This is a genomic window from Pseudomonas sp. NFACC42-2, assembly GCF_900116055.1.
In the GTDB taxonomy this organism is placed as follows: domain Bacteria; phylum Pseudomonadota; class Gammaproteobacteria; order Pseudomonadales; family Pseudomonadaceae; genus Aquipseudomonas; species Aquipseudomonas marginalis.
Genome location: NZ_FOZO01000011.1, coordinates 79,511 through 98,533, shown reverse-complemented (window position 1 = coordinate 98,533; position 19,023 = coordinate 79,511). Strand labels below are relative to the sequence as shown.

Here is a 19,023-nt window from a genome sequence, read left to right as displayed (position 1 = left end):
CGCTTGGAGCGTAGGGCGGCGAGGGTGGTGCCGAGGATTTGGGCCATTTGGGCCTCGGGGACTTTGTCGCCGGTGATACCGTCGTTGAGCTGTTCAGCTGCTGACATTGTTCTCTCCGCGCCGCGCTGGGCGGCAGAAGGTGGATTAGGTGGTGGCTTTCTTGATTGCGGCGCGTGCGTCGAACATGGCGTAGTACAGGCGGTGGAAGATCGCGCAGCTCGGGTCTTCGTGATCGTCGCCGCCGTGTTCGAAGATTCCGTCGATGGTGCCGCTGTAGTTGCTGGCGATCTGCTCGCATTCGCCTGCCACCTGGGTGAGCGCTGTCAGTGCTTTCAGCAGTTGCTCGCTGCTGACGCGTTCCTCCCGGCCGATATCCCAGAAGCGTTGGCCCCAGTGGTCCGCCGGCGGCGGGTTGGTGTTCTGTGCACCCATGGCCAAGGCCCCGACTACTGCATCGCACAGATCGCGCTTGTAGGCGTTGTCGCCGTCAATGCTGGCGCCTTTGCGCCGAAGGTCATCCAGAACTGCGTTGAAGTCTTCTTGCGTTGGCTTATCCAGGCCCTTGTAAGGGGCATAATTCTTGAGGAATGGCGCGTCAGTCAGCTGGTGATGCCTGACCAAGTGGCTTCTAAGTTGGGCAATTTCCGCCTTCAGCTTGGTGATTTCATGGGAATCAGACATAGGAATACCTCGCCCGCCGCTCACCGGCAGGCATGTAGGGGGATTGGGTTTTGGGTTATTCTTGCGTTTCAACTAAAGGAGGCATCGCATGGAAAGAAGCTTTTTTAGCGTAAAAAGAGCAATAGTGATCTTTGCGGTTATTTTGTGTGCAGGGATGCTGAGGGACGCCGGCCTAATAGGTTTTTGGGTAATGTTTTTGTTGGCGCTGTCGCCGAGTGCGATATTTTTCCTATGGGATAAATATCGCGTCAGCAAGACCAATCTTGCGCAGCCTTGATTGGCGTGACTCCCGCCACTCATGGCCTTGGCCCCTTGTAGATGAAGACGTAGGCGAACCAGAGGGTGGCGATCATGGCGTCACCCGCTGGCCGAGCATCACGTCTGCGACAATTTCCCAGAGTTGGGACGGTGACCACTGGTAACGGTCGAATTCGTCATCAGGCTTCACGCCAACCAGGCAGCTTGAATGCGCACCGCGTGAATATTCGCCGAGCTTCTGCATGATCGTTGCGACCTTTCCATCACCACCTGGCTCAGTCCGATGAAAGTGGTAGGCCTTCTGATCGTAGGTGCAGCCAGCACTGATGTGGTAGCTGTCGATCTCAACCATATGGCCTAGTCCATCCGGTACCCATGGACGTCCACCGCAAGCTGTGCGTGCGCCCTCATGCAGGTAGAGCATGAATCCACCGCCCGCTGAGGGGTCGAAGCGGTACTCAAGGTTGTGCTGCACGCCAATCAGGACGCGCGACACGAAGTCAAAACGGTGGTCATGGATCGCTGAATCTTTGAAGCAGGCCCGCCGGGGAAGCTCGGGGTGCCAGACATGCAGGCGCTGATTTCCTTCCAGCTGGACCTGCACAAAGCCCAGGCCGTGCAGGGTGATCTTGTCGGTCATTACGTCATCGATGATCATCAGTAATCCTCCCAGTTCAACCCCTGAATGTATTCGCTTGGGATGGTCACGGCCTCGGTCGGCACGGTGCTTTCGACTTCATGGTTGCCGAAGTAGCCGATTGCCGCCTTTGCGCGTTCCATGGACAACTGGGCATGCTTCATCTGCCATGCTTTGCGGGCCTTGTACGAGCGCAGTGCCAGCGCCCTGTCGGTGTAGGCGAAGCGCCGGCCCCACTCGCCACCTTCTTTCAGCACACGCTTGCGACGTTTCTTGATCGCATCAGCAGTCCAGCTGTATTGAGGGCCTTTGACCATTGCGCAGGTATGGGTGTCGCCGATGTAGTAGCACTGTTCGGTTTCGCCGATCACCTGGTAGGTGATGCAGTGAACCTCAACGCCTTCGGGGCCAATGGTGTCGATGAAGCGGTAGTGGTCCGGCCAGGCTTTCGCAATTTCTTCAGGCATGACTTCGTCCTTGCCGCTATAGCGGCTGACTTTGAAGGGGGAGGGGTTACAGCTGTGTTGTACTGGTGTATTACATGCTGCATATCGCAGTGAAAGGATGCTCAGCTTGATCAGATATTTTTCTTTTCTACTCCTCCTCCCGGTCGGCTCGGCTGCGGCGTACGACCCTGAGCGAGCATCGAATAACCTCGCGCACGAATTTGCGGAGTGCGCAGCTTATTACTCGATAACTTCGGAAATAATTTCACGTACCAAGCCTGAAGCGGCGAAGCAATTCGATGCAGCAGCTGAAAGTGCCTATATGGGCGCCAGGACTCTCACGAATAAAAAAGTTGCCGATGCAAGAGTTGAAATGGCGATCAAATCCATGTCCAAGGAACTGGACAATGACATCTCAAATTTTTCAATCCTCTTAAACAAATACTCAGACAACTGCCAGGAAGCAGTTACTGACCCTGAAGCTCGAATGAATTACTGGCTCAAGAAAGAAGGCTGATCATTCAGAAGCCTCTTTCGCTACCAGATCATGGGCATTCACAACCATCATGCCGAAGCGTTCCGCGATCAGGACTTCCAGGCGGGCACCTTTTGAATGCTCCCAGCCGGGCAGGGTGGCCACGGTGTCGCACTCCATCAGGGCGACAATGTCGCGGCGCATGCAGTCGTTCCAGGAGCCGCCGTCCGGGCTGAGTTCGGCCGGGTTGGTGACGGTGTGGCCGCCTTCGGGCAGGTTATCGGTCATTGCGGCAAATGCCGGGAAGTTGAGGTCAGGCAAGCCGGTCATGGGGCCGCTCAGGTAGATGCGCTTCATGCGACCTCCTTGTCATGACCTGGGCAGCCGCCACCGCTGAAGTCGAATCCTTCACACGGCGGACCGAATGGAAGCACCTCTTTGCCTTGGGCCAGCGCTTCGAGCAGATGGTCCTTCGCCTCGTCAGCGGTGCATTCACGTCCGTCAACACGGAACATACCTTTGAGTTGGCGCTTGCTGAAATCGCGGATTGCGCCGCGAACGCTCAGATGGATGTGAAAGGTGCGGCCGTTCGGGCCGAAGGTATCAGCTGGTTTGTTTTCCGTGAGCATGGGGATACACCTAATAATGGCAATTTGTTAGCATTGATGTCGCTGATAGCGCTATGCGCGCATGGCCTACGGTGGAATGCACACTGCACTAGGGAGGGAGTATGGGTCTGCTGTTTATTTTCGCGGTTCTTCTGGCGTGGCCGACCTACGGGCTTTCCATTCTTTTATGGTTTGGCCTGGCAGTTGCTCGAGGGGCTTTCAAAAGATTTGCTATTCGGCGCAGGGAACAGGCTAGAAATTTATTAATGCCTCTATTTCCTGAAGATTTAGGTTTTTTCTTCAGTGCCCTTGATGTCCCGCTTGTTAATGGATATCACCTTACGGAAGAAGAGTTGCGTGAGTGTGGTAGTCATTTCGTCAATTACCTATCACATAATCCCAGCGAAGCCGCGCTATTCATCAAAGGACTAGAGCGTTGGCGAACGAAAGGGGAAGTAAATCTCTGCAATCCTGTTAATGCTGCTCTCGATGAGAATCATCTAGAAGCCAAGCTTGAAATTCATCTCACCGCGTACCGTGCCATCGAAGCCCTAATGACCAACAATAAAAATCTGAAGTGTTTCCGAAAAATTGATTATGGTCGCGTCTTGGAGTACAGGCAGCGCATTGAAATTGAGGGGTTGCTTAACGCTAACTGAATGGCAGGGTGACGGATGTTATAAAGGTCATTTTCAGTCCTTGCGTGCAAGAGCTGCCCTCGCCGGGGTGGCGTGATTGGGTGAAGTGGGGTATTTGTATTTATTTAATTTAAGGGTGGAGTTAGTCAATGATCATCGGCGAACCGGATATCTTTGAAGTTGGCGACCCCGTGATCGATCAGTGCGCTGATGACCGGCGCGTTGGTCTTGTCATCGCTATCGAGTTCGACTCGACAGGCGAAAAGGTTTTGGTAGTTGAGACGGACGGACGGCCCGGTGAGATCTGGCGAGTTCTCGACAAGGATGCTGTTTTACCCTAGAGCGTCATCTCGACCTGCACTTCCCGCTGCCAGATTGGTGAACTATTGTGAGCCTCGATCCGGTCGGCGATCACGTTGGCGCGCTGGCCGGCAGTTGGTGGGGCGTACATGCCGAACCGGCTGATACTCCCGCCATTTACCGCGGCGTTCGTGGAGTCTGCAGAGGCGAAGGGCAGGTGCTGGAATACCGCGGGATCGAGCATCCGCAACCCGTGCAGCCTACACGTCGGACGGCCTTGGTCGTCGCAGATAGCGTTCATCGCAGCGCCCATCCGCTTCCACCATGGCCCAGTGCCCGGTGTAGCCCATTGCCCAGAACTGCCAAGGGCAACCGTTCGCCAACACCGCGCAAGCCGCTGCAACCGCTCAAGCGATTCGTGCAAGTGCCAGACAGGCACGCCGCGAAGCTCCTCTGGCCACTGTCGAACAAGGTCGTCGTTGGCCTCTTCATCGCCGTCGATGACGTCCGGAATGAGCGCCCAAGTGAATCCAGGGTGTCGATGCCAGTCTTCTACCCAGCGCGTGTAGCCCTCGACATCAACCTGGCCACCCTTTTTCCATACCGTGAACGCGCCGTTATCGAAAACAAACGATTTGCACACGTCGGCGACGATCCCAAGATCGTCCCTGCGCGGGAACGGCACCAAGGCGTGCCTGCCGGCCAGGAACTTTGCCGCATCCTCACGCTTACCGCCAACAGGCGTGCCGTGGTAATGGATCATCCGCTGAGCCTCACTGTTTCGATCTCGACGCCCTGGTGCGTAGCGATGATGGTTTGGTCGCCGCCCAGGGATTCCGCCAAACGATCGGCGATCTGTTCATGCCAGCCTTTTTTAATCAGCGCGGTGGCCGCCCGGATATGCTCGACATGGATCATCGACAAGGATTTCAGCTCAAGGCGATAAACGATGGTTTCGCCGTCAGACGGGCAGACCGCGGCGAACGTGTGTCGATACGTGTTCATAGGGGATCCTCGCCGGCTGGCGTGATTCGTTAAAGTGGGTGATATGCTTTGCTGTTTATCAAACAAGGAGGTGGTAATGGCCGGTAAAAAGCTTAAAGCGTTCCGCGATTGGCTCACGCCGCGTAAGCGGCTATGGGCAGGGATAGGGCTGTTTGCAACTGCTATCGCTGTACCTATTGTCAGTCCGGGAACGACCGCCGCCTGGCTCATAGGGCCTGCGGCTGTATTTTTCTTGGGTAGCTTTATTCCCAATACGAACGGAAGGCGATAGGGCGCTGGCGGCTGGCGTGATTCGTTGATATGGGGTATTACGGGTGACCGGCATGGAGCCGGATAAAGGAGATCTAAATGGCCTGGGTCGTCACGCTTACCGATATTCATGGCAACGTTTTTTACGGAAGCTCAGCAGATCGCGAGGGCCTTCGATGGAAATCATCAAGCCAGGACGGCGCTGAGCTTTTTGCGTCGCGGGAAAAGGCTGAGTCGGTGTTCTACCACTTTCGGCAAATGCGTGATTTCAAACCCTACCAACTACGGGCTGTTGAGGTTCAATTCACATGACAGAAACTTGCGAACCCTGGGCAAGCGCGAGCAAATGCTTGTTATACGCGTCGTATCTTGCTCCTGTAGAGCAAGGTGCAATGGCCGTTCAGGTGGCAGCGCGCTTGAGCTGCTCTTTCAGTTGAGTTGGTAGCCCGCGCAGTGTCAGCGTGCCGCCTTCCGCGTCAAACTTGATCTTGTCGCCCAGCAGGTGGGCCTCGAAACTTATCGACATGCCTTCAGCCCTGCCGGTGAAGCGCCGGAATTTGTTGAGGGTCTTCTTGTCCGGCGGCAGGCTTTCGGAAATACCGTAGTCCTTGGCCTTGATGAAGTCGTAAAAGCTCTTCGGCCGGTCTTCGTCGATCAGGCCCGACAGTTCGTCGAGAGTGACGGGCTCGCCCAGCTTGGCCTGGGCCATTGAGTAGTTGACCAGGGTGTGCGTCTTCTCGCGGGCCGATTCTTCTGGGAGATCCTCGATTTCAACAAAGTCGCTGAATGCCTTGAGCAAGGTCCGGGTTTCGCCTGGGCCGTCGATCCCTTCCTGGCAACCGATGAAGTCGCGGAAGTAATCATTCAGCCGCCGGCCCTGCTTGCCCTTGAGGTACGAGATGTACTGCTTCGACTGCGGGTTGTTCTGCCATTCGCTGATGTTGATGCGGGCGGCCAGGCGGATGTGGTCGAGGTCGAGGCGCTTCACTGTCATCAGGTGCAGCTCTTCGGTCATGGTCACCGCTTCGGCTTCCTGCACCAGGGCGATGACCAGGTAATCGGTCAGACCTTGCTGGTAGTGGCAGAAGAGGGCGTGCCCACCGGTTGTGAGGTTCGACTCTTCCATCAGCTTGGTCAGGTGTTCGACGGCGGTGGTGCTGAAATCCAGGAAGTCGGTGACGCCTGCCAGGTACTTGCCGAGCCATCCGCTCAATGGGTAAGCGCCTGATTCTTGATGAAAGAACCCCCAGCCCTTACCGGCAGTGGCGTTGTAGCTTTCGTTGAGCTGGCTCATCAGGTCGTCACGGGCCGGGCTCTCGACCTGCTCGGAGGCGCCCAAGAACAGCACGGCCGGGCTACCGTCGGGCTTCTTGTCGATCTTGTGGATGACGCTATGGCGTACAGGCATTTCGTTTACCTCGGGTAAGCGCCGCCCTCCGGTGGCCGGTGGTGGCAATTTGGTTTGGGTTGGGGTATTACGGGTAACCGGCATGGAGCCGGATAAAGGAGTTTGTTTTGGGCGGACGTAGTTATGAATGCAATTTGGTTTTGCCTGATGATCAATTGCATAAAATTGAATGCAGGCAATGTTGTATTGAGACTAACCATAAAATAGCCGCATCTTACGTTGAGAGCGGTTCGGATGAGACTGATTCGCGCAACTACTATTACTGGAATCAAACTAGTCAAATTATCCAGTGCGTTGGATGCGACTTGGTTTCATTTCGAACTATCTCCACGAATTCAGAGGATTATGAATACGACGAAGAGCATAGATATGCGGCCGAGACTATAAAGTTTTATCCGGGTCGATCGACTGGCCTTAAAGGGCTAGATCGCAGATATGTACCTTATAGAATTGCCATGCTCTACGAGGAAACAAAGTCAGCTATTGAAAATGATCTTTCAATAATTGGCGGAATTGGCGTGCGCGCTATATTGGACGCTATATGCAAGGATGTGAAAGCATCAGGGAAAGATCTTTATAAAAAAATTGACGATTTGCATAATAAGTCGCTTGTTACGAAAGAGGGCGTCGCGGCGCTGCACAAGATAAGGCTGTTGGGTAACAAGTCTGCTCATGAGGCTGAGTCTCATTCAAGAGAACAGCTCTCTTTAGCATTAGAAATCGTTAACTATATATTGGTAGGAACATATGTAATGCCTGAAAAGGTTAAGCTTACGTTTATGGAGCGACCGGTAAATCCTTTTGCAAATCTTCCCCCACCACCAGCTCCGCTCGTTGACGGCGAACCAAATTCCAAGGATGACGATGTCTGATCACATCTCTAGGTATGCTTCACCATTGCTCGTGAGCAGGTTGATTTGTGCGGGTTCGATGATCTCGTCGCCAGGGTTTTTTTGGATGGCGAGCAGGCTTTTATTGAGGAATTCCCGCGCCACGTTTTGCGATGGTTCGTAATCGTGGCGCGGCGGATTCAGCAGCGGTTGGCACTTCGCTGAACCCATTGCGTGCAGGTGATGAATCATCAGCGTCATCGCCTCGCCCTGCTCAGTAATGCCTGACCACTCCATCAGGTCGGCCAGCGCCTGTCGCGTGCCTGGGCGAACCCTGAGCCTCAATTCCTCTTCGGCATTCGCCACGCGCTTCCTGGCAGTTTTTACCGAGCGTTCCTGCACAGTCTTGGCCATGGCCTACCTCTTCTATTCCGCTGGCCGGCAGTGCGAGCCAGGTTTGACGTTTGCGTTGCTGGGTGCGGGCTATGCGGCGCATGAATCGACCTTCACCTGGTGCCAGGCTCCGACCGCCTCGAAGATCCGCGCGGCGTGCGCCTCATCCAGCGACAGGGTGTCGGGAATGGCGATCCAACCCGAAGCCACCATCTGGCTTTGATTGGCCTCGTCACGCAGCTTCTTGTAGCAATGCTCGATCACGTCTTCCAGGTGGTCGGAGAGGTAGACGCCATCGGGCGCTACCTCCACTGACTTGCTGTAGCGGTCGCCGCGGGCGTCGATGCAAAGAGCGCTGAGGTAGATCGTCCACCGGTGGGGGATACCGCAGACGGCCTGACCAATCTTCCCCGGCGCGATGTTCTTCATCGACTTGTAATTGATCATGCCCTGGCGGCCGCTGGGGTCGATGTTCACCACTGCGACGTGGTTGGCGGCCAGCAGCGAGCGGCACGACCGGGCAATGCGCGCCTGCAGGTTATGCGGTTTGCGCTTGCTCATAATGCCTCCGCGAGTTTGCGCAGCGCTTCACGCTCGGCCCGGGTCATGGGCGGCTTGCGGCGCTTGAGGATGGTTGTCGGGTCGATGAATTCCGAACGCTTCGCCGGGTCTGGATTGATCGGCGGACTATCGCCGATGGTGAGCTTGCCGCCGGCGGCCAGGTGCCGCCGGACCTGACTGGAAAGCTCCAGCGCTTTCTCGCGTCGGAACTCGATATCAGATCTGAGGTTGCTGATCATGCTGCCGCCTTGCCGAGTGTCACCCCGGCCATGCTGAAGTTTGCACCCTGCGCTGCGACCATCGCGTCGAGCGCTTCCCAGTTGACCAAAAGGACAGTGGTCGGCGCCTGACCGTATGCCACTGCTTTGATCAGTGCCTCGAAGTCCGTCACGTTGGCCTGCAGCGCTACCTGCTCGACCGAGTGGCTCGTTACTGGCTTTGTAGCCTGGGCGACGGGTGCCGCTGTCTGGACGGTCGTGGCGCGGACTGGCTCGGGCGCCGCCACTTTCTCCACTACTGGCTCTGGCTTGATGGCTGCCAGTCGCTGGGCTTCCTGCTCTTCGGCGATGCGCTTCGCGTCGGCCTTTGCCTGCTCCGCCTTCTGGTGTTCGGAGATGCGGAATTTGATCAGCGTCACCAGGTCATCGTTGGCTTTGGTGACCAGTTGCTGCACGTCGCTGAACAGGAAGGCATGATCAACGGCGAGCTCCGCCAGGCTGGTCAGGTTCAAGCGGATGCCGTCCGCTGCCTGACTTGCGTCGATCTTCGCCCGGGCCAGCTCGGTATCTACTGCGTCCTGGAGACTGGCGATGGTCCGCTTGTTCTTCATGGCGCCGGCGAAGTCCGAAACGACATGAGGCAGTGTGACTTTGCCCAGCGTCTTGTTGATGGCGGCGATGTGATCCGCCAGCGCCAGCTCGGCTTTTTGCTTGATGTTGGTCTTCACCAGCAGCTCTTGAGCCTTCACCAGCTTGTCGACTTTCAGTCGAGTCTCGCGAGCATGGGCACTGATGCGATCCAGCGACGAAAACAGCTCGTCGATGCTTTGGGTCTGCGAGAGAGCCTGTTTCTTGGCGACCGACACGGCCTCTTCGACATCACCGCACCACTTGACCGCCTTCTTCGCATCGGCGAAGTCCTGGTCGGTGGAGAGCGTGGTTTTCACCGAGTCGATGACGGCCAGAGCCGAATCTTCAAACACCTTCAGGTTGCTGGCGGTAACCATGCCGGTCAGCTCGATGCGCAGGGCTGGCAGCTCGTCAGGTGCCTTGCCGACGACGATTGAAGGCGCGTCGGCCATCTCGAAGTGGGCCAAGTCTGCCTCGAACTGTTTCCAGCCTTCGATCAACTGGGCCGCGCGCCCGGCGACAGGCCGGTACTCCATGTGCACGAAGTTCTCCGGCGTGCCGTCCGAGCAAACAAAGATGACCCGCTCAGCGCCGCTCACCAGCAGTTGCTGCTCAAGCTGCCAGTAATAGTGCGGTTCCAGGTCTCCGGCTTTCACCCGGGCCACGAGCGACTCATTCCACAGCTTGTGCTCGAACAGTGTCTCGCCGAGCATCGTGGCGCCATCCATGGAGGCCAGCAAGTTGCCCTCGGTGGCAACGATTGGATACAGCTCTTCGCCGATCAACGCTTCAGTCAGTGGACGGGCCATCGCTTCGGTAGCATGGCCCTTGTCGAAGATGAACTGCTGCGACTGCGTGACCTCTGGCGCAATGCCCGTCTTCTTCAGCATCAGCAGGTCGGTGCGGGTCAGGTATTTCGAGACGCCCATCATTGCCGGCGCTTCGGATGCGGTGAAGTGCTTGCCGCGCAGCGCATGCCACTCGGCGGAGCCTTGAGCTACGTTGTGAATTTTCATGCTGCGTCTCCATTGAGGGCTTTGAGGTTGGTGATTTTTTCAATCTGCGCGGGGCTCAGCTTGTACTTGCTGCTGATGGTCGCAATGAGGTGTTCAGGGCTGGTGCGGTTCGAGTCGATCAATGGCTGCCACTTCACGATGTTCTCGGTCAGCAAATCGTCGGAGTAGGCGGGCAACGCTTCCGGTTCAGGCTGGGCTTGCTGTCGTGGGCTGACATCGCGCGCCGGCTCCTCGAATGCTTTGCCTTCCATCTCGTCGGCCGTTGGCGCTGATCCGACTTCAGGAAAAGCTTTGCGCAGGGCCTGGGCCTCGGCGCATTTGGCGAGCTGGGCAAATGCTCGGCGCTTCCACATGGCGTTGGGCGCCGCGGTGTCCTTGCTCGATGTCGCGTAGTTTTCAAGCCAGCGCTCGTTGGCCGTGTATTCGGCAACCAGGCCGTTGCTCATCTGCCGCTTGACCGTCACGCGGCACCATTCGGGATACGTGACTTCGACGCCGCTCAGCTTCGCCGTTACTGGAGGACCATATTCAGGCTCGCTGATTCCGGCGTACTGGCCGGTGCGTGCCGCTTGAATGCGGTACAGGCCGATGCCAGGCATCACCGTGTCCTGCATCTTTTTCGTCTTCGAGTTCCAGATCTGGACGATGTGCACCGGCTTCAGCATTGGGTCAAGGTGCGCCGCCTGGCAGTAAGCCAACACCATCACTACAGAGTTCTTTTCTGCGCCGGGATAGAGGCTGCTGCTCAGCACTTCAACGAGCGCGGCCTCCGACATCGCAGGCGTGTTGTCGCCCTGTTTCATTACTGCGGACATGAGGAATCCTTGCCGCGATGCTCGCAGCGATTGAAGGTGTTGTTTATTGGGTGATTCGATCAGCGAGGGCGCTGAGCAACATCAGGAAGGTGAAGAGGGAGAGGGCAGAGAAAGAGCCGCGCCAGATAAGCATGCGCCTGGTGCGCTGGTGGGGAGTCAAGGCCGAACCCTCACCGCAATTCGCCCACCCTTCATGGTTGGCGCCAGGCGCTGAGGCAGATCCCGCACCAGGTCTTCACGCTTGCGGCCGATGAGCTCGTTGAAGGGCCGGCCGGAGCCCAGGATGGCGATGCGGCGCTCGATGTCGTCGAGCTGCTCGTCGATCAGCGATTTAACCGGTGCGGTGGTCATGCAGCCTCCTTGCGGTGCCTGGTGATTTTCAGCAGGCGCTGGCAGTAGTGGTTGAATTCTTCTACGGTGATCGCGTCGCCGGTGAGCATGTTGGTGATCATCCGCACGACGACGGATTGGGCGCCGGGCTCGCTGGCGGGATGCTTCAGGGCCTCCAGCGCCTCATCGATCAGGATGTGAGGGCTCATAGGTCTGTATCCACGTCGTCTTCTGCCTCTTCCCGTTCCGCTGCTACTGCGTCGGCGGCGCAGGGCCGGAGAAACTCCATGGCGATCCGCTCGGCGGCCTCGATGGGGTGGGGCTGGCCGATTAAGTCAGCAGCGTGGCCTCTGGAGTCTGCCTGGCTGCCCAGGATCGCCGAAAGGAACAGCCGAGCGAACGAATCGCGCTCGTCCAGGCCATCGATCTGGCGTTGGTTCAGGTGGTCTTGCAAGTAACTGCAGAACCGATCAAACGTCACCACCTGCGGCTGGCCGTAGCGGCGCTTCCATTTGATGTCCATGCCGCAGACCAGCTGCTCTGCCGAGTGTTCCAGCCACTCCTGTTCCGGATCCGCCTCGCTGATCTCTGGAGGCAACTGAGCGTCGTAACGCTCCTGGCAAATATTCAATGCTGCGTTCATGGTCGCCTCCAAGGTGGCGCGTTGTTTCACCTGTATTCGTCAACACTCATGCCTCCCGCTGGTTGCCGATGGGCGCGGGGGAGGAGTGCTGACGTAATAGAGGTGGGGAAGGGCCCAGGCCGGCTACTGGCGACGGCCTGGGTTTGTTGCTTCAGCGTTGTGGCCCGTTGCCCGCTGCTGATTGCAGGGCTGGCCGGTCGTCTTCGTTGGTTGGCGGTGAGCTTCCTCCCCAGTGCGTCAATCAGCATCTGTTCGCCTTGGATCACAGGTCCCTACAACATGCACGCTGCAGCTCGTTTGCCCGTTTAAGTGGGCAGGGTGCATGAGGTCCGGCGTTCCCAGCCGCGGCTATCGGGATCGCTAATTCAAATCTTTTGGAGCTGGCCGTGACCCGCTACTGGCGTCGGTCACCGGCTTAAATCCAACCACCGAGAATTCCTCGGCAGTTCCAGATTGTTCTTCCAGCCGCGGACATTTCGGCTTGTTCTCCCGCTGGATAACTGTTCTTGGCGCTTTACGCTGCACGCCCGGGTCAGTTGACTGCTAATCTCGCATGCGTCAATTGACGGCATATAACCAGGCAGAGGCAGGCATAAATGACCACCAAAAATAATCCTGACGAGACGCCACAGCAGAGGCTTGACCGACTTCGGAGCAGCCTCGAAAAACTCAAGAAACGGTTTGAAGACATGCCGCCTGGTCGTGGTGCTGGTATGCCAGCAGAAATCAGAGCCCTAGAGGCTCGAATTAGCAGGGAGGAAATGCATCTCCTCTCTGGTTACTACGAGCGAAAAGGTGGTCCTGTTCGTGGCGGGTCTCCCGGCTCAGGTCGTCGCAGTTAGTTCACTTTCCGCAAAGTCCTTTTCAGGACTTTCTGGAGAGCGTCCTGCCCGCTGGTCACGGGCAGGTAATCTCTACTCCTTGCATAGGCCAACGGTCGCTTTCCCGTTGATGTCTTTCGGCGCGACAGGGGATCGAGGTCCCAAGGCCAAACGCTTACTCACCACCACGAAGCTTCTCCAGCTACGCCCTCCGAATGAGGTCTCCTATGCCCAGCGCCGACATTAGGTCGAATCGCTGCGTACCGTTGCGCGGTACGTCCGCTGGCTATGCATCGGCCAGCTCGGCGTTCATCAAGTTTTTAAAGAGCGGTGCAGGCCGAAGGCCCTTCGCAGTGGCTGTGTGTCGCTGCGATGGAGTAAATATAAGTGAGCTTATTTTATTCGTCAATAAGCACGCTTATAAATTTTCCCGCGGGCGATAAAAAGCCCGCTCAGCGGCGGGCTCATTCACGCGTCACAGTATTCTCGCCAGCCGATCCTTACGGTGTCGCCGTTCAAGCGCTCGATGCGAATGCCGGCGGTATCTCCGATCTCCTGAATGACCTGGTGCCAGGCCTCGGAGCTTTCGTCCTCTCGCCTAGAGACGACGACGGCTTGCACCTTCTGCACGCCTGGGGCGGCAATGATGCGCTGTAGACGGCGACCTACAAGCTCGTAGGAATTACGTTGCTTTGCCGCGGGGTAGGGGGCTTGGATCATGCTTCGCTCCTTGCGATAACTGTATGAATGAACAGTATTCTTGTTGGCATATATTGGCAAGATGGTAGCAAGAGGGTTTATGCATAAATGCATATTTGGGCAGGTGGTTCTTTTTGGCAGGCATGAAAAAGCCCGCACTTGGCGGGCTCTGTTGGCCTGGCGGTATCAGTCGCTTATCGGCGGGTACTTCCCGCTCACCGAGTCCCTGTAAACAATCTCGCTGAACAACCTAGGGCCGTCGCGCATCGTGACCAGGGCTTGCTTGGCTTCATCCTTCGTTTCAAATGGACCAGCGCCTACAGCGAGGCCAATCATTGAAACAACCGGAAGCCCTGTACTAGTAATGGCTTCGATGGTGCGCTGCTGTTCTTCTGCGTCACGGCAGGTAGTCGAGGCGACCCAGCCGTTTTTCAGCCTTGGGGCGACTGCCGGCTCAACGTCGGCGCCGCAGTGCTTGCACTTGACCGCAGCAGTCTTGATGTTCTCGGCACACAAAGGGCAGGGGCGCGTGTCTTTTTCTGCCTGGGCGGCAGTAGGGGAGCTTTTGCCGCCAAGCAGAACCATGATAAGGCCGGCCAGCGCAATCACACCGCCAACAATAGTGTGAATTTGGCGGTCGGCCATCAGCCCCAGGTTGTTCACTCTGCCGCCGGCGCCGGTCGGCACGGACACGTCCATGCTCAGCGCGAAGATTAGCCAGCACACACCGACGATCAGCGCGAACATCCCAAACCCTTTCATTGGATCCCTCCCTTAACTGACCGCTACTTTAGCATTCGTAGCGCGTAGCAGGCACGCATGCATCCAGATTTGATGGCTAAGCGATCTGCGAAATACGGCTAGGGAAAATCTCAATCTCCGCTGCTATACTGGTTTTATATACAGTTATTGCTAAAAGATACAATTGTGAGGATTGTAGGATGAATGATTGCGATATGATGGCATCAGCCCAGGGAGGGGCAGTCCATGCTAGGTAAACCTACTCGAGTGCTTTTAGCGCTCACAGCGATTGCACCGGTTTCGGTATCGCTGGCATACGTTTTTGGCGCACGAAAGGGTGAGTGGTTGCTTTGTGTGCTGGCGATCTGCGTCTGCCTCATCCTCGGAATTATATCTAGTTGGATTATCACTGAAGCCTCAGCCCAATTTGAGAGACTTCCCGTTGTAATAAAGAAGGTTAAGAGTGCTGACAAAGAAGTTGTAGGCTTCTTCGTGGCTTATGCACTTCCTTTGATATTTAAGGGAGAGGCTGGTTTAGACTTTGGCGCTTGGATGCTTGCGGGGGGGATGCTGATATTTGTGCTCTGGACGACTCATGCTTTGCATGTGAATCCCGTGCTGGGTCTTCTTGGGTTTCACTTTTATGAAGTTGAGACTCAAGAGGGTGTGACGTATTTGATGCTAACAAAAAGAACAATTAATAACGTCTCCAGTATTAAAAGCGTAGTTCAGCTTACGGAGTACGGTATTTTGGAAGCAAAAACTAAGGAGAAAACAAAATGAATTTGTTTGCACTAATGGATGTGCCTGGAGCCAGACTGATTCGCTTTCCACTTTCGGTGGATTTAAGCGCCGATATTTCTACTGTTTTTAACGATCAACACACAGAATTTTTTCGGGGTGTTGATACTATAATACCATTTGATGGTAGATATACTCCAGAGGAAGGCGAGCTTCTTGAAATTCCTGACTTCGCAGATGTCGACGGCCTATTAGCTGCCGTTGCAAACCCACTGTCTGTTGATCAGTATGATCCCAACACTCACAGCCTTGACTTAGTACGAGCGATTTTTACTGGAATAGAGGTAGCTGGCGTACCTCGGGTTCTGGTGCAGATTTTTGAACGCCGCAGACTGATTGCCCGTGCAGGGTTAATGCTATTTTTTGCAAATAATCAATTTCAAAAAATGAGTGAGTCGGGACTGTCTCTCGACACCAAGCTCTTAGCTGTGCTCGAAGGTACTAATTTAAAATTTCAAAGCTTTCACTTTGCTAAGCGCGTATTCGATCTTTCGGAATACTTTCGGGAGGCGACTAACGAAGAAGTGACTACTTTTGCTGGTCATGAAAAGTTGGCGGTTCAAGATGTGCAAGTTTTTTTGGCTGCCGCAGGTCCGCAAATCAGAAAGAAAATATCACTCATCCGGCAGTCGGCGGTTCTTGAGAACTACAGCACAGATCAAATTGTTGCCGTTGCAGCGAGTATGCAGTTTCCATTAGCTCTGTCAGATGACGGACGCATTATCGTTCCTGATAATAATACTGAACTAAGGAAATTGCTGCGTTTTTTAGATGAGGATTACTATGAGTCCCCTCTATCTAATACTAGATTTATTTCTAACTCAAAGCGCAAAGCTGATTGATATGTAAAATTGTTCCTCAGCGTTATTTGAGGTTTAATTTAAGTATCTAGCTTGCTGAGATCAACACCTCGCCGAGGCGAGGTGTGCCTTTGATATTTATTGCTTAACTCAATAGAAATGAATCAGCGCTATCAACTCAACCACCGCCACGAAAACGCAGAGCACAACGAAGCCAGGGCTGAAGACCCGCTTGCGGCCGGATGAGCTCCAGCTAAGACCAGCTGCGTCGGAGTAGCCGGGGATCATCATAAGCAGCGCCAGCCAAGCAATGACCCCAACCTTGCTCCAGAAGGACTGCTCTCGCCATGAGGTAGAAGGTTTTCCAAGGGCGGATGGCATCAGTAAAACTTCTGCAGCGCCTGCACAACCACGCCCACGATCCTGCAATTCTCGTCGACGGCCTCAATGGGGTAGCTCGGATTCAGCGGCTTCAGGAACAGCCTGCCGCCATCGCTGACCAGCTTCTTGAACGTCGCTTCGTTGCTGTCTGGCAGCTTGGCTACTACCAGCTTGCCTGGGGCGACTTCGGCCTCAGTGTCCACCAGGATCAGAGTGCCTTCTGTGATGCTCTGGCCGGCGGGCGCCGTCATCGAGTCACCTTTGACCGTCAGCCAGAACGCAGGGCCTTTCGAGTTGTATTCGGAAAACTCGTAGCGGTCGGAAATACCAACAGGGTACGGCTCGACCGCCTCAGCCCATGAGCCGGCAGAAACCCAGCTGATCACTGGATAGCGGAAGCTCTGAGGATTCTGGGCAGCCAGCGATACGTTTGACTCTTCCTTTTTTGAGTCAATGACCATGGGCCCAATATCGTCCGAAAGCCAAATAGCACTCACGCCGCATATGTGGGCGAATTTTGGAAGGTGTGCGCTTTGAAGGTTCTTGCCTGTCTCCAGCTGGGAGATCAGGGGCTGCTCAACACCGGAAACCGTCGCCAGTTTTGCCTGGGTCAGATTCGCGTGTTTCCGCGCTTCTTTTAGTCGTTCTGCAAGTGTGCTCATGCACATGAATTTATAAGTTCCCTTATTGGCTTGCAAATAAGTCTGCTTCTACTTAGGATATAAGCAGGCTTATCAGGAGGGCTCTCATATGACCCCTATCGAAAGGCTCGTCGACTTCTTCGGCGGGCAAACCAAAACCGCTTCAGCGCTCGACGTATCCCAAGCAGCAGTTTCGTACTGGGTCGCCGGGATTCACCCGATGCGTGCAGAAAAAGCTTTCAAGGCTGAAGAGTTGACCGGTGGAAAGATCACTGCGCGTGAGCTGTGCATGCCCCAGAAGCGCGCCCGATCCGCCGCCTGACATCCTTCCGCCGCTCCATTGAGCAAATGATCGCCTCTGCACCTGCAGGGCGCCACGTAAAGAATTTCGAGGTGTTACATGCAGGAATTGATGAAGGCGATCTATGACGTGGTGGACGAGCACGGGGCTGGGCGGATTGCAGAGGGCGCCAGCTTCTCTTCGAAGACGCTTCTTTCCCAAAAGGCGAACCCGGACTACGACAGCCACAAGCTGAACGTCCAGGAGCTGCACCGGATTATGAAGTTCACCCAGGACTTCCGCCCGCTGAAGGCATGGGCCGAGGCATTTGGTTTCGACCTGGTGCCGAAGGACAAGCCTGAGGGGATCAACCTCAATACCGCGCTTCTGCGCCTCCACGCCGATCTGGCCGACGTTACGCGCCTTGCCTTCGACGCCCAGGCCGATGGCCGCGTATGCACCCGCGAGAAGTCCGAGCTGCTCAAGGAGGCTGAGGAAGTGATCGTCAGCCTGGAAGTGTTCAAGCAGTCCGTGAAAGCCGCCTGAATTTCAGACACAAAAAAGCCACCGGACGAGGGTGGCTTTTTCTACAGCGGTAAACAACTGGAGCGAATCATGCACCAACACACAGAATCGATCAATAGCCCCAACAATCTCGCGCCACGTTTTTCGCAATCGCAAAATGTGGCGCGGACAATGTCGTCACGCGAAATTGCGAATGTCACCGGAAAGCGCCACAACAATGTGAAGCGGGATATCGTATCCATGCTTACCGACCTTGAAGAAGATGTGCTCAGTTTTGAGCACATCTATTTGGACGGGTATAAGCGGGAGCAGGTCGAGTATCTGCTTGATCGCGAGCTGACAGATACGCTGCTCACCGGTTACAGCGCCAAGATGCGCCGCGCTGTTATTCGTCGCTGGGCTGAACTGGAGGGTCATAACGCAGCACGTCATGCTGTGATCGCCAGCGGCACGAAGGTCGTCGGCGAACTCGCAATCCTGGAATGCTTCACGCGCATGCTGAAGCCTGCGCCATCCAGCCAAGTGATGATGCTCGCCCAGATCGCCACCAACAACGGCTTAGATGCCAAATTCCTTCCAGGCTATGCGGTGGACGCCGCCCCTGATGCCGCTGGTGGCTCTTCCATGCCGACCAAGGCAATTACCGCCCTGATCAAAGATCACTCCATTGCCAGCACGCCACGCGCCTTCAACCTTGCACTTGAAGCCCACGGCTTCCTCAAGGTCCTCCAGCGCAAAAACTCCAAGCAGGAAATAGTGGACTTCTGGTCTGTGACCGAGAAGGGCATGGCCTACGGCAAGAACCTCACCAGCCCTCAATGCCCCCGCGAGACGCAGCCTCACTGGTACGTGGATCGCTTCCTTGAATTGGCCGCAAAGGTCGGGAAGGCCTGACATGCAATACACCGTCACGATTAACCAAGTGAAGGCGCTGGAGTGGGGGCTGAATTCTCAGCAGGCCCTACTGTTCGCCTTCGTTTATGGCTGCCCGAGCTGGACCAAGCCAATCAAGACTGATGACGGGATCTTCTTCGCGCTGAGCAAGGCCAAGATCATCGAGGAGCTGCCTTTGCTCACCGATAAACCGGACACCGCTTACCGCATGCTGAAGGCCCTGGAAGAGGCCGGTTTGATTGAGCTTCGCCCTGAAGCATTCCGACTCACCGAAAAAGGCTGTGAGTGGAATCCGGACC

Annotated in this window: 31 protein-coding genes and 1 pseudogene; 12 read left to right on the top strand and 20 right to left on the bottom strand. The window is 55.8% G+C overall.

The window, feature by feature from the left end; all coding sequences use genetic code 11:
- Positions 1-144: 144 nt before the first annotated feature.
- Positions 145-681, bottom strand: coding sequence for a hypothetical protein (locus BM416_RS30920; protein ID WP_256577562.1), 537 nt, complete (start codon positions 679-681; stop codon positions 145-147).
- Positions 682-769: 88 nt separating this feature from the next.
- On the opposite strand from BM416_RS30920, the gene BM416_RS19905 reads away from it, so the two are divergent.
- Positions 770-958, top strand: a complete 189-nt coding sequence (locus BM416_RS19905; protein ID WP_092489184.1) for a hypothetical protein — start codon at positions 770-772, stop codon at positions 956-958.
- A gap of 72 nt (positions 959-1,030) precedes the next feature.
- Here the strand turns inward: BM416_RS19905 and BM416_RS19900 are convergent, their stop codons facing one another.
- Together BM416_RS19900 and BM416_RS19895 are read right to left on the bottom strand one after the other, a co-directional pair.
- The gene (locus BM416_RS19900; RefSeq protein WP_092489183.1) at positions 1,031-1,597 is read right to left on the bottom strand and encodes a hypothetical protein; all 567 of its coding nucleotides are present in this window, start codon (positions 1,595-1,597) and stop codon (positions 1,031-1,033) included.
- Positions 1,597-2,043, bottom strand: a complete 447-nt coding sequence (locus BM416_RS19895) for a hypothetical protein (RefSeq protein ID WP_092489182.1) — start codon at positions 2,041-2,043, stop codon at positions 1,597-1,599. Before BM416_RS19895 ends, BM416_RS19900 begins: the two co-directional genes overlap by 1 nt.
- 97 nt (positions 2,044-2,140) lie before the next feature.
- Here BM416_RS19895 and BM416_RS19890 point away from each other — a divergent pair, with 97 nt between their 5' ends.
- Positions 2,141-2,539, top strand: a complete 399-nt coding sequence (locus BM416_RS19890; RefSeq protein ID WP_256577561.1) for a hypothetical protein — start codon at positions 2,141-2,143, stop codon at positions 2,537-2,539.
- On the opposite strand, the gene BM416_RS19885 is transcribed toward BM416_RS19890, so the two are convergent.
- Both BM416_RS19885 and BM416_RS19880 read right to left on the bottom strand, forming a co-directional pair.
- Positions 2,540-2,854 carry a DUF4406 domain-containing protein gene (locus tag BM416_RS19885; protein ID WP_092489180.1) on the bottom strand — a complete coding sequence of 105 codons (315 nt, stop codon included), beginning with the start codon at positions 2,852-2,854 and terminating at the stop codon, positions 2,540-2,542.
- Positions 2,851-3,126, bottom strand: coding sequence for a hypothetical protein (locus tag BM416_RS19880; RefSeq protein WP_092489179.1), 276 nt, complete (start codon positions 3,124-3,126; stop codon positions 2,851-2,853). Before BM416_RS19880 ends, BM416_RS19885 begins: the two co-directional genes overlap by 4 nt.
- Positions 3,127-3,227: 101 nt before the next feature.
- Here BM416_RS19880 and BM416_RS19875 point away from each other — a divergent pair, with 101 nt between their 5' ends.
- Both BM416_RS19875 and BM416_RS19870 read left to right on the top strand, forming a co-directional pair.
- A complete protein-coding gene (locus BM416_RS19875) occupies positions 3,228-3,764 on the top strand; it encodes a hypothetical protein (protein WP_092489178.1) in 537 nt (178 codons plus the stop codon).
- Positions 3,765-3,892: 128 nt separating this feature from the next.
- The gene (locus BM416_RS19870) at positions 3,893-4,084 is read left to right on the top strand and encodes a hypothetical protein (RefSeq protein WP_092489177.1); all 192 of its coding nucleotides are present in this window, start codon (positions 3,893-3,895) and stop codon (positions 4,082-4,084) included.
- Here BM416_RS19870 and BM416_RS19865 read toward each other — a convergent pair.
- A complete protein-coding gene (locus BM416_RS19865) occupies positions 4,081-4,806 on the bottom strand; it encodes a hypothetical protein (RefSeq protein ID WP_092489176.1) in 726 nt (241 codons plus the stop codon). The genes BM416_RS19870 and BM416_RS19865 overlap by 4 nt on opposite strands.
- A complete protein-coding gene (locus BM416_RS19860; RefSeq protein WP_065927266.1) occupies positions 4,803-5,048 on the bottom strand; it encodes a hypothetical protein in 246 nt (81 codons plus the stop codon). The genes BM416_RS19865 and BM416_RS19860 overlap by 4 nt, the downstream gene beginning before the upstream one ends.
- Before the next feature lie 348 nt (positions 5,049-5,396).
- On the opposite strand from BM416_RS19860, the gene BM416_RS19855 reads away from it, so the two are divergent.
- Complete coding sequence (locus BM416_RS19855; RefSeq protein WP_092489175.1) at positions 5,397-5,609, top strand: hypothetical protein; 213 nt, start codon at positions 5,397-5,399, stop codon at positions 5,607-5,609.
- 88 nt (positions 5,610-5,697) lie between these two features.
- Here the strand turns inward: BM416_RS19855 and yejK are convergent, their stop codons facing one another.
- Positions 5,698-6,705 carry a nucleoid-associated protein YejK gene (yejK, locus tag BM416_RS19850; RefSeq protein WP_092489174.1) on the bottom strand — a complete coding sequence of 336 codons (1,008 nt, stop codon included), beginning with the start codon at positions 6,703-6,705 and terminating at the stop codon, positions 5,698-5,700.
- A 107-nt stretch (positions 6,706-6,812) separates the two neighbouring features.
- Here yejK and BM416_RS30430 point away from each other — a divergent pair, with 107 nt between their 5' ends.
- A complete protein-coding gene (locus BM416_RS30430) occupies positions 6,813-7,577 on the top strand; it encodes a DUF4145 domain-containing protein (RefSeq protein WP_139237765.1) in 765 nt (254 codons plus the stop codon).
- On the opposite strand, the gene BM416_RS19840 is transcribed toward BM416_RS30430, so the two are convergent.
- The 10 genes from BM416_RS19840 to BM416_RS30915 all read right to left on the bottom strand — a co-directional run bounded on the left by BM416_RS19840 (position 7,578) and on the right by BM416_RS30915 (position 14,408).
- Positions 7,578-7,949 carry a hypothetical protein gene (locus BM416_RS19840; protein WP_092489172.1) on the bottom strand — a complete coding sequence of 124 codons (372 nt, stop codon included), beginning with the start codon at positions 7,947-7,949 and terminating at the stop codon, positions 7,578-7,580.
- A 69-nt stretch (positions 7,950-8,018) separates the two neighbouring features.
- On the bottom strand, positions 8,019-8,489 hold the full coding sequence (locus BM416_RS19835; RefSeq protein ID WP_092489171.1) for a hypothetical protein: 471 nt from the start codon (positions 8,487-8,489) through the stop codon (positions 8,019-8,021).
- The gene (locus tag BM416_RS19830; RefSeq protein WP_092489170.1) at positions 8,486-8,728 is read right to left on the bottom strand and encodes a hypothetical protein; all 243 of its coding nucleotides are present in this window, start codon (positions 8,726-8,728) and stop codon (positions 8,486-8,488) included. Before BM416_RS19830 ends, BM416_RS19835 begins: the two co-directional genes overlap by 4 nt.
- The gene (locus tag BM416_RS19825; protein WP_092489169.1) at positions 8,725-10,353 is read right to left on the bottom strand and encodes a YqaJ viral recombinase family protein; all 1,629 of its coding nucleotides are present in this window, start codon (positions 10,351-10,353) and stop codon (positions 8,725-8,727) included. The genes BM416_RS19830 and BM416_RS19825 overlap by 4 nt, the downstream gene beginning before the upstream one ends.
- Positions 10,350-11,156, bottom strand: a complete 807-nt coding sequence (gene bet, locus BM416_RS19820; RefSeq protein WP_092489168.1) for a phage recombination protein Bet — start codon at positions 11,154-11,156, stop codon at positions 10,350-10,352. The genes BM416_RS19825 and bet overlap by 4 nt, the downstream gene beginning before the upstream one ends.
- A 168-nt stretch (positions 11,157-11,324) precedes the next feature.
- On the bottom strand, positions 11,325-11,519 hold the full coding sequence (locus tag BM416_RS19815) for a hypothetical protein (RefSeq protein ID WP_092489167.1): 195 nt from the start codon (positions 11,517-11,519) through the stop codon (positions 11,325-11,327).
- Positions 11,516-11,707, bottom strand: a complete 192-nt coding sequence (locus BM416_RS19810; RefSeq protein WP_092489166.1) for a hypothetical protein — start codon at positions 11,705-11,707, stop codon at positions 11,516-11,518. Before BM416_RS19810 ends, BM416_RS19815 begins: the two co-directional genes overlap by 4 nt.
- Positions 11,704-12,141 carry a hypothetical protein gene (locus BM416_RS19805; protein WP_092489165.1) on the bottom strand — a complete coding sequence of 146 codons (438 nt, stop codon included), beginning with the start codon at positions 12,139-12,141 and terminating at the stop codon, positions 11,704-11,706. The genes BM416_RS19810 and BM416_RS19805 overlap by 4 nt, the downstream gene beginning before the upstream one ends.
- A 1,289-nt stretch (positions 12,142-13,430) precedes the next feature.
- A complete protein-coding gene (locus tag BM416_RS19800; RefSeq protein WP_092489164.1) occupies positions 13,431-13,682 on the bottom strand; it encodes a DUF1654 domain-containing protein in 252 nt (83 codons plus the stop codon).
- Between the two features lie 165 nt (positions 13,683-13,847).
- Positions 13,848-14,408, bottom strand: coding sequence for a hypothetical protein (locus BM416_RS30915; RefSeq protein ID WP_256577560.1), 561 nt, complete (start codon positions 14,406-14,408; stop codon positions 13,848-13,850).
- Positions 14,409-14,648: 240 nt separating this feature from the next.
- On the opposite strand from BM416_RS30915, the gene BM416_RS19790 reads away from it, so the two are divergent.
- On the top strand, positions 14,649-15,185 hold the full coding sequence (locus BM416_RS19790; RefSeq protein WP_060764996.1) for a hypothetical protein: 537 nt from the start codon (positions 14,649-14,651) through the stop codon (positions 15,183-15,185).
- Positions 15,182-16,045: a Kiwa anti-phage protein KwaB-like domain-containing protein gene (locus tag BM416_RS19785; RefSeq protein ID WP_092489163.1), complete on the top strand. Its 864-nt coding sequence runs from the start codon at positions 15,182-15,184 to the stop codon at positions 16,043-16,045. The genes BM416_RS19790 and BM416_RS19785 overlap by 4 nt, the downstream gene beginning before the upstream one ends.
- Before the next feature lie 108 nt (positions 16,046-16,153).
- Here BM416_RS19785 and BM416_RS19780 read toward each other — a convergent pair whose 3' ends face one another.
- Positions 16,154-16,384 carry a hypothetical protein gene (locus tag BM416_RS19780; RefSeq protein WP_092489162.1) on the bottom strand — a complete coding sequence of 77 codons (231 nt, stop codon included), beginning with the start codon at positions 16,382-16,384 and terminating at the stop codon, positions 16,154-16,156.
- The gene (locus tag BM416_RS19775; RefSeq protein ID WP_092489161.1) at positions 16,384-17,052 is read right to left on the bottom strand and encodes a LexA family protein; all 669 of its coding nucleotides are present in this window, start codon (positions 17,050-17,052) and stop codon (positions 16,384-16,386) included. Before BM416_RS19775 ends, BM416_RS19780 begins: the two co-directional genes overlap by 1 nt.
- 82 nt (positions 17,053-17,134) lie before the next feature.
- On the opposite strand from BM416_RS19775, the gene BM416_RS19770 reads away from it, so the two are divergent.
- The 4 genes and pseudogenes from BM416_RS19770 to BM416_RS30910 form a co-directional block, all read left to right on the top strand.
- On the top strand, positions 17,135-17,347 hold the full coding sequence (locus BM416_RS19770; protein ID WP_092489160.1) for a transcriptional regulator: 213 nt from the start codon (positions 17,135-17,137) through the stop codon (positions 17,345-17,347).
- A gap of 78 nt (positions 17,348-17,425) precedes the next feature.
- Positions 17,426-17,851 carry a phage regulatory CII family protein gene (locus BM416_RS19765; protein WP_092489159.1) on the top strand — a complete coding sequence of 142 codons (426 nt, stop codon included), beginning with the start codon at positions 17,426-17,428 and terminating at the stop codon, positions 17,849-17,851.
- Between the two features lie 69 nt (positions 17,852-17,920).
- A complete protein-coding gene (locus tag BM416_RS19760; RefSeq protein ID WP_092489158.1) occupies positions 17,921-18,724 on the top strand; it encodes a Rha family transcriptional regulator in 804 nt (267 codons plus the stop codon).
- Between the two features lies 1 nt (position 18,725).
- A pseudogene (locus BM416_RS30910) lies at positions 18,726-19,019 on the top strand (phage replication protein); the annotation flags it as partial.
- Positions 19,020-19,023 lie beyond the last annotated feature (4 nt).